Here is a 12,223-nt window from a genome sequence, read left to right as displayed (position 1 = left end):
GGCAGGTCAGGCGCGGGGTTTGATATTGGTTCCGATCCACTTGACGATGTCGTCGGTGGAGGTGCCGGGAGTGAAGACCTCGCTGATGCCGGCCTGCTTCAGCCCCGGGATGTCGTCCTCGGGAATCACGCCGCCGCCGAATACCTTGATGTCGTCGGCCTGTTTTTCCTTCAGCAACTGGCAGACGCGGGGTAGAAGGGTGTTGTGGGCGCCGGACAGGATCGACAGGCCGATGCAGTCCACATCCTCCTGAATCGCGCTGGAAACGATCTGTTCCGGAGTCTGGTGCAGACCGGTGTAGATCACTTCGAAGCCGGCGTCGCGGAAAGCGCGGGCAATGATCTTTGCCCCCCGGTCATGTCCGTCAAGCCCCGGCTTGCCGACCAGGACGCGTAAAGTTCTCTCAGCCATTGTCAATTACCTCCAAGGGATGGAATAACCTCTATGGTTTTGTACAGTTGCCGGTGCAGAGGATATGCCCGGCCCGCAGCAATGAAAAACGTATCGCCGGATTACATTTCAATGCCGGTTCTGGCCGGCACCCCCGCCTTGTAGTAATGCTTTATCTCCCGCATCTCGGTCACCAGGTCGGCGGCGGCGATTATCTCCTCGGGTGCGTTGCGGCCGGTCAATACCAGCTCCACCGTTGGCGGCTTCTGGCGCATCAGCTCCAGTACCTGCTCCGTATCGATCAGGCCGAACCCGATGGCTCCCAGAATTTCGTCCATAATCACCAGGTCATAGTCGCCGGAGACCAGCAAACGGGTGACCCGCTCCAGGGCTTCCTGTGCGATACGGCGGTCTTCGCTGATGTCGCTTTTGTTGACCCAGCCCGGCCGGCCGGACTGGATGATCGTGAAGAGCGGTCCCAGTTTTTCGGCAATCAGGTGCTCTCCATAGGGGCCGCCCCCCTTGATGAACTGGAAGACGCAGGCGCGCAGACCGCGTCCGACCGCGCGTACCGCCAGGCCAAGCGAGGCGGTGGTCTTGCCCTTGCCGTTACCGGTGTATACCTGTATGCATCCGCGTTCCAAGCTCATTGCTATTCTCCCGGACCAGGGGGGCTGCGCTCCCTCCGGACCGCACGTTACACTGAAAACAGGGTTTGCGAACAATGAAGGGCCTGTCACAGGCCCGTAAAATCCTGCAGAACTGGTACTGGAGAAGCATTGCGAGCGGCAGGCGGGCCGGCAAGCGGGGGCCATAGCGGCGTTTGCGATTACAAGGAAATAAAACAGCGAGTTTATAGCAAATTTTTCATGGCCCGGTCAAGCAAACCTTTAGCCGGACTAAAACCGCCTGGGCTGCGGCGCGCCCGAAAGTTGACCCGCTTCAGATGGCATTATACACCATCTATCTGTTGCCTTGCAGTGCGTCAGGTGCAATAATTACGGCGCTGCCTCTTTTGCTATGCAGATGCACCACATTACCGAATCAGGAGGTCCCATGAACCTGCCCGCCGTCATCAGGCGCTCCGCCCGGGCGGAAAGCGCCAGAGCCGTAGAAACCGCAGCCTGGCTCCAACAGAACATGAGTCCCTTCTTCTTCGAAGCCATGGCCGACGAGCAGGATGCGCTGGCCTGGCTGGCCAGAGACATGCCCCGCTTGCGCATCAATCAGCGCGTGATCCTGGTGGACCGTGCGAAACTGCTGGTAGTGGCCTGCGTCAGCCGGCGCGGCACCCTCTACGATACTCTGCGCCGGATCGGGGAGCGGGAGATATCCTACGCCATGTTCTCCCACTCCTTTTCCTCCATGCCGGACATGGAGGAGGAACTGGAGGTGCAGCGTTTCGAATTCGACCGCCGCCAGAACCACGAAATCGACCTGAACCGGCCGATCGACATACCTTCTGCACTGGCAGGCAGGATCAGATCCGAGCTGCGGACGTCATTCCCCGGTTTTGACCTGAAAAAATTCGATCGGCTGCTGAAGATCTTCTGGCTCAACAATCAGAATTACGTTCGTATGTCTCCCCCCTCGCGGACCGCCTACCTGCTGTGGCTGTTCGAACGGAGCAACGAGGCCGGCGGATTGTTCCTGGATATCGCCGAGGTGGTCCGGGAGGGGCGCCCGGAGATCCGGGTGCTGTTCGCCGTGGGCAACCCGCCGCAGGAGGAGTTCCTGAGACAGGTACTGGAGGTTTTCAACCGCCTGGAAATCGGTATCCGCCGGGCCTATTGCCAGACCATTTCCAACGGCATCCACCCCTATTTCCTGGGGGCTTTCTATGTCCAGAGCCGCACCGGCGCCGATCTTTCCCCCGGCAGCCCCCTGGCCGCCTACCTGAGACGCGAGCTCTGCACCACCCAGATCGTCTCGACCGTATCCCCGGCCTACCGCGACTTCGTTACCACGGGATTGCTTTCCGGCGAGGATGCCGCCCTGACCAATGCCTTTATCGCTTTCTGCCACACCAGCCTGGCCCACAACCAGCCCGACCGTTTCGGGCTGGAAGATGTCCAGCGCGCCTTCTACGACCATCCCGAAATGGGGCAGCTGCTGATCCGCCTGTTCAGGGCCCGCTTCAATCCCGAGCTGACTGACCGGGAAGCTCTGTACGATGCCATGCTGGCCGAAACGCAGGAAGCGGTCGAAGGCTACAATACCGGCCACCGCTGGCTGGACGACATCCGCCGTTCGGTGTACCGCTGCTGTCTGCTGCTGATCACCCATTGCCTGAAGACCAACTTTTTCGTGGTCGAGAAGCAGGCTCTGGCCTTCCGGCTGGACCCGGCCTATCTGCGAAAACTCGGCTCCGAATTCATCGCGGATCTGCCCGAGGCGCTTCCCTTCCGGGTGACTTTCTTTTTCAGCCGTTACGGAGCCGGCTACCATATCGGCTTTTCGGATATCGCCCGTGGCGGCTGGCGCACGGTCATCGCCCGCAGCGCCGATGACTTCATCACCGCCGCCAACACCCTGTTCCGCGAAGTCTACGTACTGGCCAACACCCAGCACCTGAAGAATAAGGATATCTATGAGGGGGGCTCGAAGCTGACGCTGGTGCTGGATGCTTCCGACCTCAGCGAAGCGGGAGGGGACGAGGAAAACTGCAGGTTGTACAAGTTGCAGTATAGTATAGCTAATGCCTTCCTGGACATCTTCGTCACGGCCGACGGCCGCGCCAGGGATCAGCGGGTGGTGGACTACTATGGCGACGACGAACCGATCGAAATCGGTCCGGACGAGAACATGCACGACAGCATGATCGAGGCGATTGCCAGCCTGTCCAGGAGACGCGGCTATATCCTCGGCACCGGCATCATGTCCAGCAAGCGCGTCGGGATCAATCACAAGGAGTACGGCGTCACCTCCACCGGCGTGGTCACCTTTGCCCGGATCACCATGGCCGAGTCGCTCGGCGTCGATATCGACCGCGACACCTTTTCGCTCAAAATGACCGGAGGTCCCAACGGCGATGTGGCCGGCAACTGTCTGCGCATCATGCTGGCCCGCTGCCCCGGGTTGCAGGTGCGCCTGATTCTGGATGGCACGGCAGCCGTCTACGATCCCGGCGGCCTCCATCGCCAGGAGCTGGAACGGATGGTTTTGAAGCACGACCTGGACAGTTTCGATCCGGAGCGGCTCAATCCCGGAGGCTTCATCATCTACCGCACCGGCCGACGCATGGAGGGGCTCAAGGAGACCCACCGCAAGGTCAGCCGATCAGTGACAGGCATGGTGGAGGAATGGCTGGATATCGACGATTTCTACCACCAGTACAACAGCCTGGTCTTTTCGGTGCCGGCCGATCTCTTCATTCCGGCCGGCGGCCGGCCCGAAACCATTGAAGGTCACAACTGGCGGCAATTCCTGGACGAACAGGGCAAGCCTTCGGCCAGGGTGATCGTGGAGGGAGCCAACTCCTTCCTGACCCCCGAGGCGCGGGTGCAGCTCCAGAAGAGCGGAGCGGTCATCATGCGCGACGCTTCGGCCAACAAGTGCGGGGTGATCTCCTCCTCCTACGAGATCATCGCCAACCTGCTGCTGTCGGAGCGGGAGTTCCTGGAGCACAAGGAGGAGTACGTCGGTGATGTGCTGTCCATTCTGGAGAAACGGGCGGCCGATGAGGCGCGGCTGATCCTGCGGCGGTGGCGCGAGGCAGGCGGAACCCAGCTTTATACCGAGATTTCGGACACCATCAGCCAGAACATCAACGCCTACTATACCCGTCTGTTCGAATTCTTTTCGAACCGGCCCGCGCTCTGTCTGCAAATGCCTTTCCGCCAGGCGGTGATCAACCATCTGCCGCTTTTGCTCCGGAAGACGCCGGCCTTCAGACGACGCATCAGCACGCTGCCCACCAAGTATCTGTGCGCCATCCTGGCGGCGGAAATCGGTTCGTCCCTGATCTATACCGGCAACCGGGACGAGGACTTCGAGGAGATGATAACGCGGCACCTGGCGCGCATCTTCAGGCGTCCGGGGGACAGTCCCGAACCCCAGCCACAGCGGGCGGACCGGTAAAAAAATTGCCTTTATTCCACCTTCGGGCTGTGTTAAATTCGTGTTCCGTTTTCCCGATTCTTACAGCACGTTCCCAAAAAGGAGTCTGCCATGTCATCCCGTAACGACAATGCCGCCGCTGCTGTCATAGCTTTTGTTTCCGGTGCGATCATCGCCGGTGCCGCCGCCCTGCTCCTGACCCCCAAGCCGGGCCGGGAAGTCCGGGAGAAGCTCTCGGACCTGGGAGAATCTGCAGCAGGCAAGGTTCGCAACCTGGCCCGTGAGGCGAAATTCAAGGCCTCGGCCAAGACGCCGGCCGGCGATTTCCATTACGACGGTGGAGACGCCTGGATCTGACCAGTGACCAAGTACCCGGTCTTGACAGGGATGCCCGAGGTTATTGAACCCCGCGCATCCCTGTTTGCGTTTTAAGGGCGGAGAAGCGATACAGTTTTTCCTCTCATGCCCCCTTGACTGTCGGCTCTTCGTGGTACAATTCTAAACCGGCCCTGCTGCCGGCCATGCAATCATTCGGGAGGTCACGGCCCTTGAACCTCAAATACGGCTCCACCTCGTTTCAACTCGATCTTCCCCCTGGTCGCCTGGGCGGGACGATCGAGCCGGCCATGGCCCCTGCCGTCACATCTCCGGAAGAGATCATCGCACGCGCCCTGGATACCTGCCAAGAATTGGCCCGTTTTTCTCCCGGCGAAAAGGTGGTCATCGTTACCTCCGACATTACCCGCTACACCGGCAGCGAATTGTATCTGCCGCAGCTGGTCGAGCGGCTCAACCGCCAGGGCATTCCCGACCGCGATATCCAGATCCTGATCGCCCTCGGCATCCACCGTGCACAGACCGAACACGAGCACCGGAAGATCCTGGGGCCGCTGTATGGCCGTATCGCGGTGACAGACCACAATTGCGACGATCCTGCCGGTCTGGTCTTCCTCGGCAGGACCAGCGGCGGCATCGAGGTCAGCATCAACCGCCGCGCCGTGGAGGCGGACCGACTGATTCTGACCGGCGTGATCGGCTTTCACTACTTCGCCGGTTTCGGCGGCGGGCGCAAAGCGGTATTGCCCGGAATCGCCAGCCGGCAAGCCTGCATGTCCAGCCACTTCGCCGTGCTCAATCCCCATCCCGGCAGCGGCAAGAATCCGCTGGCCACCACCGGCAGCCTGGAGGGCAATCCCGTGCATCAGGCCATGCTGGAGGCCTGTGCCATGGCAGAACCGGATCTGCTTTTCAATACGGTGCTGTCGTTGGACAAGCGCATCATTGCCGCCTATGCTGGCCATTGGCGTGAAGCCCACGACGAGGGGTGCCGTTTCTACCGCGAGCGTTTCAGCTATCCGCTGCGCCGTAAAGCCGACATGGTGATCGTCTCCTGTGGGGGGCATCCCAAGGACATCAACCTGATCCAGGCCCACAAATCCATGGAATACGCCTCCCAGGCGCTGGCAGAGGGTGGGGTGATGATCCTGCTGGCCGAATGCCGCGACGGCTTCGGCCATGACACCTTCTTCAACTGGTTCCGTCACAAGCGGCTGGATGAGTTCGAGTCCGCCTTGCGGAGCCATTACGAGATCAACGGCCAGACGGCCTTCTCGATGCTGATGAAGGCTCAGCGTTTCCGGATCATCCTGGTATCCAGCTTTACGGCACACCAGGTGGAGGCGATGGGCATGCTGCCGGCCTCTTCGCTGGAACAGGCGCTGGCCATGGCCGAAGAGCTGCTGCCAGCGGACTGGCAGGCCCTGGTCATGCCGGAAGGGGGCAGCGTGCTGCCGGTCGTGATGGATTGACTTCAACTGCGGCGGTTTTCTGCTGCCCCCCAGGGCACTCCGCACTTGCATTTTGAGCAGCGCTTGCATTACTCTTTCACGGTCAGTTCATGTTTCGGCACGAGGAGGAAGTCATGTTTTTTCCGCAATACAGGGCACGCCGGATCCGCGGCAGTGAAATTTTCCGGCGGATGGTGCGCGAGACCAGCCTGTCGGTCAACGATCTGATCTACCCGATGTTTTCGGCCTTCGGGAGCGGTATCAGGAAAGAAGTTTCCTCGATGCCCGGCATCTATCAGCAATCGATCGAGCATATCGTGGCAGAAGCCAAAGAGGTCAGGGATCTCGGCATTCCGGCCGTGCTGCTGTTCGGCATCCCTGAAACCAAGGATGCCGTAGGCAGCGATGCCTACTCGGATACCGGTATCATCCAGGAGACCATTCGAGCCATCAAGCGCGAGGTTCCCGGCCTGGCGGTGATCACCGATGTCTGCCTGTGTGAATATACCGATCACGGTCATTGCGGCCTGATCGTCCAAGGGGATGTGGACAACGACGCTACTCTGGAGTTGCTGGCAAAGGAAGCGGTCTCCCATGCCAGGGCAGGAGCCGACATGGTGGCTCCCTCGGACATGATGGACGGCCGGGTGGCAGCCATCCGCGATGCGCTGGACGAGAATGGTTTCGATGCCGTTCCGGTCATGAGCTATGCCGTCAAGTACGCCTCGGGCTATTACGGCCCCTTCCGTGAGGCAGCCGAGTCCACCCCTCAGTTCGGCGACCGCCGCACCTACCAGATGGATCCGGCCAACCGGCTCGAGGCCTTGCGGGAGGCGGCCCAGGATATCGAGGAGGGAGCGGACATCATCATGGTCAAGCCGGGCCTGCCCTATCTGGACATCGTGCGCGACCTGCGCAACGAATACAGCCTGCCCCTGGCGGTGTACAACGTGTCGGGCGAATACAGCATGATCAAGGGGGCCGCGGCCAACGGCTGGATCGACGAAGAACGTGTGGTGATGGAGACCATGCTGGCCTTCAAGCGGGCCGGCGCCGATATCATCATCACCTACCATGCCAAGGATATCGCCCACTGGCTGCAGAAATAGCCGCGACAAAAACGACAAAGGGGAAGCTGCTGCAGCTTCCCCTTTGTCGTTGATGACTATTTAAGTTTTACCCGCCCACTGACCGCTGCCTGAAAAACCTATTCCGGGGCTTCCAGGCAGTGACCTCACAACACGATCTCCCCTTCTACACGATCGACTGATCTGCCTCAGTCCGATTTGATCGGCGACCAGGGATAGTCGCGAACATGTTCCCCCATCTCCTCACGGGTATAGCGGTTGACCCGTCGCAGCGCCAGCACGATCACCATCAGAATCGGCAGGCTGTACATCAGGATGCCGGTCATGGCCATGAAATACTCGCCGATCCAGATCGTTACCCCCCAGTTGAAGAGCAGCACCGACAGGTACAGCACCGGCCCGAGCAGCGAGCGGAACGGGAGTGTGAAGATGCCCCTGGCCGGCTTTGCCTGGCGGCGGCGGTCGATCAGTTGGAAGGCCCCCACCAGCAGCAGGCTGGTCAGCAGCCAGCCGCAGTAGTTGGAAAGCGGCACCCCGAAGTGCAGACCGTTCTCGCGGTAGCCGTAGATCTGCCCCAGAAACCAGCGTCGTCCCTGCAGAGCTACCGGATCGATGACAATATCCAGGAAGGTCTGCAGGCAGGCCCCCAGAATCAGGGCTGACAGGGAGCGCCGGATGGCGCGGGTTTCCAGGGTCACCAGATCCCACCTCCGGGTTTTGAGCGGCGACAGGATGAACAAGGCCGTGGCATAGCTGCAGTAGGTCAGGAAAACGTAGGAGAGCGAGTCGAAGAACGGCACTCCGGCGATCCACAGTTCCTGATGGCGGGTGGTTTCTATATAGTAATACCAGCCGTAGGGGAAGCCGGTATTGATCGAGAGCCATTCCGAGGCAAAGGCGATCAGGTAGCCGGCAGCCGTGAAGGTGAGGGTTCGCCGCCAGCCGACGTGGGGCACGCAGATCAGCAGAAAGGCGGCGAAAAAGGCGAATACATAGGGGCGCATGGTGAATGTGCCGATGACGATATCGAGGAAATGGGTCATGGTATGCTGGTGAATTTCAGGCCGTCGTAGGCGAATTCGACTCCTTGCGGTAATTTACCACTGTCGGCATGCAGCACGTCATGGGACAGGTGGGTAAGAATCGTGCGGCGCGGATTCAGCTGTTCCGCCGCAGCGATGGCGGCTTCGATGTGAAAATGAAACGGATGAGGCTTCCAGCGAAGCCCGTCGATCACCAGGACATCGAGCCCCTGCAGCAGGGACAGCGATGCGGCGGGAATGGCGTTGCAGTCGGTCAAGTAGGCGAATGATCCGATGCGGTAGCCCATGGTTGTTGTCAGACCGTGCACCAGTGGAATGGGGGTGACGTTCAGGCCGAAAAGGTCGAAGGGCCCCCTGATTTCGTTCAGATGCATGATCGGTGTATAGCCGGAACCCTCAATCTCGTTGAAGATATAGGGAAAAGCCGTCAGCAGGATTTCGGAGGCGGTGCTCGATGCGAAACAGGGGACGATCCGGCGATGGGCGAAGTGAAAGCCGCGCAGGTCGTCGATGCCATTGACATGGTCGGCATGGGAGTGGGTGAACAATACCGCATCGATGGATGCCAGCCGCTCCCGCAGGGCCTGCCGGCGAAAGTCGGTTGACGTGTCGATCAGGATCGTCCGGCTGTCGTGTCTGATCAGGAGCGAAGCCCGCGTACGGTTGTCTCGGGGATCGTCCGAAGAGCAGACCCGGCATGTGCAGCCGACCATCGGCACGCCGGTCGATGTTCCGCTGCCCAGTATGGTGACCTTCATGGCTGTTTCCTTCGATTCATGGGAGGGAAAATAACAGAAATAGAGCGCCGAGGCAAGGTAGCGGAGATCCCGAAAGGTGAGAGAGGGGGGTACCGCTCTTATTCTATCGGAATCAGGAGCAAGGGTATCCGGCTGAACCCGCAGATCCTGTGAGCCACGCTGCCGGCCCAGAAAGCCTTCATTCCGGTCTTACCGTGCGTGGCAAGGACGATGAGGTCAACCCGGGCCTGGGTGGCGGCGTCGACAATCAGCCTGGCCGGATCTCCCCTCAGCACATGCGCGCTGGCATCGAAGCCCTGGTCCTGCAGGGAATGCAGCAGGTTCTGAAGATACTCCTCCGCCTCCAAGGTGGCCATTTCGAGCATCCTGGTGGTCGTTCCGGGCAGCATTCGGCTGGTGGTGGCCATCTCTCCCGGCAGGCTGGTGAAATGGGGGATGACCGTGGCCAGGTGCAGGGAGGCTGTACAGGCCCGCGCCAGATCCAGTGAAACCGGCAGTGCCAGGTCGTGACCGGGGTCGCCGTCCAGCGGAACGAGAATATGACGGCAATCGAAGCCTGGAGGCTCTCCCTTTTCGTCGGGATGCGTGATCAGAACCGGGCGGGTGCCCATGCCGATCACCTTTTGGGCAATGCTGCCGAGAAACAGATGCAGTGCCCTGCCGCGTCCATGGGAGCACATGACCACCAGGTCGTGCTCCAGTTCGTCCGCATGCGCCACAATGCTGCCGGCAACATCGTCCACTTCCGCCTCGTGCACATGAAAATCGACCTGTATCGCTGCCGGAAACCAGCGCGAAACCTGTTCCAGGTAAACGTGCGCTGCATCGGCATTCTTCAGGTGGGATTGGCCGTGCACTTCGCTGGGGGCATTCCGTTCGATCACATGCATCAGAGTGACGCGCGCAGCAAGTTTTTCAGCCAGGCTGGCAGCGGCGGGCAGGGCGGCTTCCGCCATTCTGGATCCATCCAGGGGTATCAGGAAATGTCTGAACATGACGTCACCCGGTAAAGGTTTTGTACAGCAGGTAGATGTTCAATACGACGATAATGGTCGCGACCAGGGCGGCAAGCAGGGTGGTTGCTCTGCGGTTGACCAGATCGCCCATGATGTCGGTCCGGCTGGTGAACATCACCAACGGGATGATGGCGAACGGCAATCCGAAGCTGAGCACCACCTGGCTGAGCACCAGGGTACGGGTTGGGTCCAGCCCGAGCCAGATCACCGTCAGCGCCGGGGCCATGGTTACCAGACGCCTGATCCAGACCGGGATGTGCCGTTGCAGAAAACCCTGCATGATCACTTGCCCTGCACTGGTCCCGACGGTCGAGGAGGAGAGGCCTGAAATCAGCAGCGACAGCCCGAAGATCCATTTTGCGGAGGGACCCAGCAGAGGCTCCAGCGTGCGATGGGCCTCTTCCAGGGTGGCGACATGGGTGTTACCGGTCTTGTAGAAGGTCGCTGCGGCCATGATCAGCATGGCCGCATTGACGAAGCTCGCTATGCCCATGGCGATCACCACGTCAGCGATCTCGAAACGATACAGGCGCTGCAGGCGCGACTTGTCCCTGACCACGATGCGCCCCTGCATCAGCGCAGAGTGAAGAAAGATGGCATGGGGCATGACTGTGGCGCCCAGGATGCCGGAGGCCAGAAGCACGCTTTCAGGGCCGGAAAACTGGGGCACCACCGCATGATACAGCACCTTGCCCCAGTCGGGTTTGTCAATGAATGTCTCCACCAGGTAGCACAGCGCTATGGCCCCTGCCATCGACCCGATGACCGCCTCAAGGGGGCGGAAGCCGTACCGCTCGAGTCCCAGGATCAGCAGCGTCACCACAGCGGTCAGAACGGCCCCAACAAAAAGCGGCACCCCCAGCAGGAGCTGGAATCCCAGGGCTGCTCCCAGAAATTCCGCCAGATCTGTCGCAATGGCGACCAATTCCATCAGGACCCACATCAGGAAAGAGACCGGCTTGGGGAAGTGGGTCCGGCAGTGCTCGGCCAGGTTCATGCCGGTGGCGATCCCGAGCTTGGCGGACAGGGTCTGGATAAGCATCGCCATCAGGTTGCTGGCGACGATTACCCAGACCAGCATGTAGCCGAACTGGGCGCCCCCTTGTATGTTGGTCGCAAAATTTCCGGGGTCAACGTAGGCTACGCTGGCAATGAAGGCTGGTCCCAAAAAGGGCATCAGCCTCGCAAGGCTGGCCCGTTTGCGGGGGCTGCCGAGCACGTCCAGTGCGGATTGCACTGTTCTGGAGTCCGATGAGAGCAGGTTGTCTTCGGTCATAGGGGGCACCCGGGCAGCAGATGGCCGTGGCAGCCGCAGAGGGATGGCATGGTTGCGGCGAGTGAAGATTTGTCAGTCGTCATCTTTGATTTCATTGATATACTGTAGGGAGTATTTCACGTAGTTCTCGGCCGATACCTCCAGTCGGAGCATCTCCTCCCGGGTCAGGTGGCGTTTGTACCGGGCCGGGGCTCCCATCCACAGGGTATGCGGCTCGATCACGGTACCTTCCGTCACCAGCGACCGCGCTCCAACCAGGGCGCCCTTTCCCACAACGGCCGAGTCCATGACCACCGCCTGCATGCCGATGAAACAACCGTCATGCAGGGTGCAGCCGTGCAAGGTGACGCTGTGGCCGATGGTGACGTCATTGCCGATGATCAGCGGTGCTCCGGCCGAGTCCTCTTTCCTGTGGGTGACATGCAGCATGCACAAGTCCTGTACGTTGCTGCGGGCGCCGATGCGGATGAAGTTTACGTCCCCGCGGATCACACAGTTGTACCATACGCTGCTCCCGGGGCCGATCTCCACATCGCCGATGACGACTGCGGTTTCGGCTATGAAGGCGGTCGGGTCCAGCCGTGGCTGGATGCCCTGAAATGAGCGGATCATAGGGTGCGTGCCCCTTGCTGAAAGTTAGATTTTTTCAAATATACAGCAGTCGGTGCGCCTTTGGCAATCCTTCAGCGCAAATGCCCTCCCAAGGCGGGTTAAGATTGATTTTGCCGATTTTATTTGCTTGTTGTGGCAGCGCTTTTTTGTTATGTTCCACAATCGCATATTTTTCGAAAGAGGGCTGAGAATAC

At 60.2% G+C, this 12,223-nt stretch carries 11 protein-coding genes; 4 read left to right on the top strand and 7 right to left on the bottom strand.

Annotated elements, in window-relative coordinates:
* Positions 1 to 6: 6 nt before the first annotated feature.
* Positions 7 to 411 carry a cobalamin B12-binding domain-containing protein gene (locus GSVR_RS20685; RefSeq protein ID WP_173195818.1) on the bottom strand — a complete coding sequence of 135 codons (405 nt, stop codon included), beginning with the start codon at positions 409 to 411 and terminating at the stop codon, positions 7 to 9.
* 101 nt (positions 412 to 512) lie between these two features.
* Positions 513 to 1,040, bottom strand: coding sequence for a cob(I)yrinic acid a,c-diamide adenosyltransferase (cobO, locus tag GSVR_RS20680; RefSeq protein WP_173195816.1), 528 nt, complete (start codon positions 1,038 to 1,040; stop codon positions 513 to 515).
* 406 nt (positions 1,041 to 1,446) lie between these two features.
* Here cobO and GSVR_RS20675 point away from each other — a divergent pair, with 406 nt between their 5' ends.
* The 4 genes from GSVR_RS20675 to hemB all read left to right on the top strand — a co-directional run bounded on the left by GSVR_RS20675 (position 1,447) and on the right by hemB (position 7,345).
* Complete coding sequence (locus GSVR_RS20675) at positions 1,447 to 4,470, top strand: NAD-glutamate dehydrogenase domain-containing protein (RefSeq protein WP_173195814.1); 3,024 nt, start codon at positions 1,447 to 1,449, stop codon at positions 4,468 to 4,470.
* Between the two features lie 90 nt (positions 4,471 to 4,560).
* On the top strand, positions 4,561 to 4,806 hold the full coding sequence (locus tag GSVR_RS20670) for a YtxH domain-containing protein (RefSeq protein WP_173195812.1): 246 nt from the start codon (positions 4,561 to 4,563) through the stop codon (positions 4,804 to 4,806).
* A gap of 191 nt (positions 4,807 to 4,997) precedes the next feature.
* Complete coding sequence (gene larA / locus GSVR_RS20665) at positions 4,998 to 6,257, top strand: nickel-dependent lactate racemase (RefSeq protein ID WP_173195810.1); 1,260 nt, start codon at positions 4,998 to 5,000, stop codon at positions 6,255 to 6,257.
* A 113-nt stretch (positions 6,258 to 6,370) separates the two neighbouring features.
* Positions 6,371 to 7,345 (top strand): porphobilinogen synthase, encoded by a 975-nt coding sequence (gene hemB, locus GSVR_RS20660; RefSeq protein ID WP_173195808.1) that lies wholly within the window; start codon positions 6,371 to 6,373, stop codon positions 7,343 to 7,345.
* 167 nt (positions 7,346 to 7,512) lie between these two features.
* Here the strand turns inward: hemB and GSVR_RS20655 are convergent, their stop codons facing one another.
* The 5 genes from GSVR_RS20655 to GSVR_RS20635 form a co-directional block, all read right to left on the bottom strand.
* Positions 7,513 to 8,367, bottom strand: coding sequence for a carotenoid biosynthesis protein (locus GSVR_RS20655; protein WP_173195806.1), 855 nt, complete (start codon positions 8,365 to 8,367; stop codon positions 7,513 to 7,515).
* Positions 8,364 to 9,125: a GPMC system MBL fold metallohydrolase gene (locus GSVR_RS20650; RefSeq protein WP_173195804.1), complete on the bottom strand. Its 762-nt coding sequence runs from the start codon at positions 9,123 to 9,125 to the stop codon at positions 8,364 to 8,366. The genes GSVR_RS20655 and GSVR_RS20650 overlap by 4 nt, the downstream gene beginning before the upstream one ends.
* A 98-nt stretch (positions 9,126 to 9,223) precedes the next feature.
* The gene (locus GSVR_RS20645) at positions 9,224 to 10,120 is read right to left on the bottom strand and encodes a universal stress protein (RefSeq protein WP_173195802.1); all 897 of its coding nucleotides are present in this window, start codon (positions 10,118 to 10,120) and stop codon (positions 9,224 to 9,226) included.
* 4 nt (positions 10,121 to 10,124) lie between these two features.
* Positions 10,125 to 11,417, bottom strand: coding sequence for an Nramp family divalent metal transporter (locus GSVR_RS20640; protein WP_173195800.1), 1,293 nt, complete (start codon positions 11,415 to 11,417; stop codon positions 10,125 to 10,127).
* A gap of 72 nt (positions 11,418 to 11,489) precedes the next feature.
* Entirely contained in the window at positions 11,490 to 12,029 is a 540-nt protein-coding gene (locus GSVR_RS20635; protein WP_173195797.1) for a gamma carbonic anhydrase family protein, read from the bottom strand.
* Between the last annotated feature and the right edge of the window lie 194 nt (positions 12,030 to 12,223).

This window comes from Geobacter sp. SVR, assembly GCF_016865365.1.
In the GTDB taxonomy this organism is placed as follows: Bacteria; Desulfobacterota; Desulfuromonadia; order Geobacterales; family Pseudopelobacteraceae; genus Pelotalea.
The sequence above is the reverse complement of the archived record's forward strand: the minus strand, read 5'-3'. Positions and strand labels throughout refer to the sequence as shown.

Bases quoted from the DNA above. Each gene is read 5' to 3' on its own strand.
- GSVR_RS20685 (WP_173195818.1), bottom strand. From the start codon at position 411: ATGGCTGAGAGAACTTTACGCGTCCTGGTCGGCAAGCCGGGGCTTGAC.
- cobO (WP_173195816.1), bottom strand. From the start codon at position 1,040: ATGAGCTTGGAACGCGGATGCATACAGGTATACACCGGTAACGGCAAG.
- GSVR_RS20675 (WP_173195814.1), top strand. From the start codon at position 1,447: ATGAACCTGCCCGCCGTCATCAGGCGCTCCGCCCGGGCGGAAAGCGCC.
- GSVR_RS20670 (WP_173195812.1), top strand. From the start codon at position 4,561: ATGTCATCCCGTAACGACAATGCCGCCGCTGCTGTCATAGCTTTTGTT.
- hemB (WP_173195808.1), top strand. From the start codon at position 6,371: ATGTTTTTTCCGCAATACAGGGCACGCCGGATCCGCGGCAGTGAAATT.
- GSVR_RS20655 (WP_173195806.1), bottom strand. From the start codon at position 8,367: ATGACCCATTTCCTCGATATCGTCATCGGCACATTCACCATGCGCCCC.
- GSVR_RS20650 (WP_173195804.1), bottom strand. From the start codon at position 9,125: ATGAAGGTCACCATACTGGGCAGCGGAACATCGACCGGCGTGCCGATG.
- GSVR_RS20645 (WP_173195802.1), bottom strand. From the start codon at position 10,120: ATGTTCAGACATTTCCTGATACCCCTGGATGGATCCAGAATGGCGGAA.
- GSVR_RS20640 (WP_173195800.1), bottom strand. From the start codon at position 11,417: ATGACCGAAGACAACCTGCTCTCATCGGACTCCAGAACAGTGCAATCC.
- GSVR_RS20635 (WP_173195797.1), bottom strand. From the start codon at position 12,029: ATGATCCGCTCATTTCAGGGCATCCAGCCACGGCTGGACCCGACCGCC.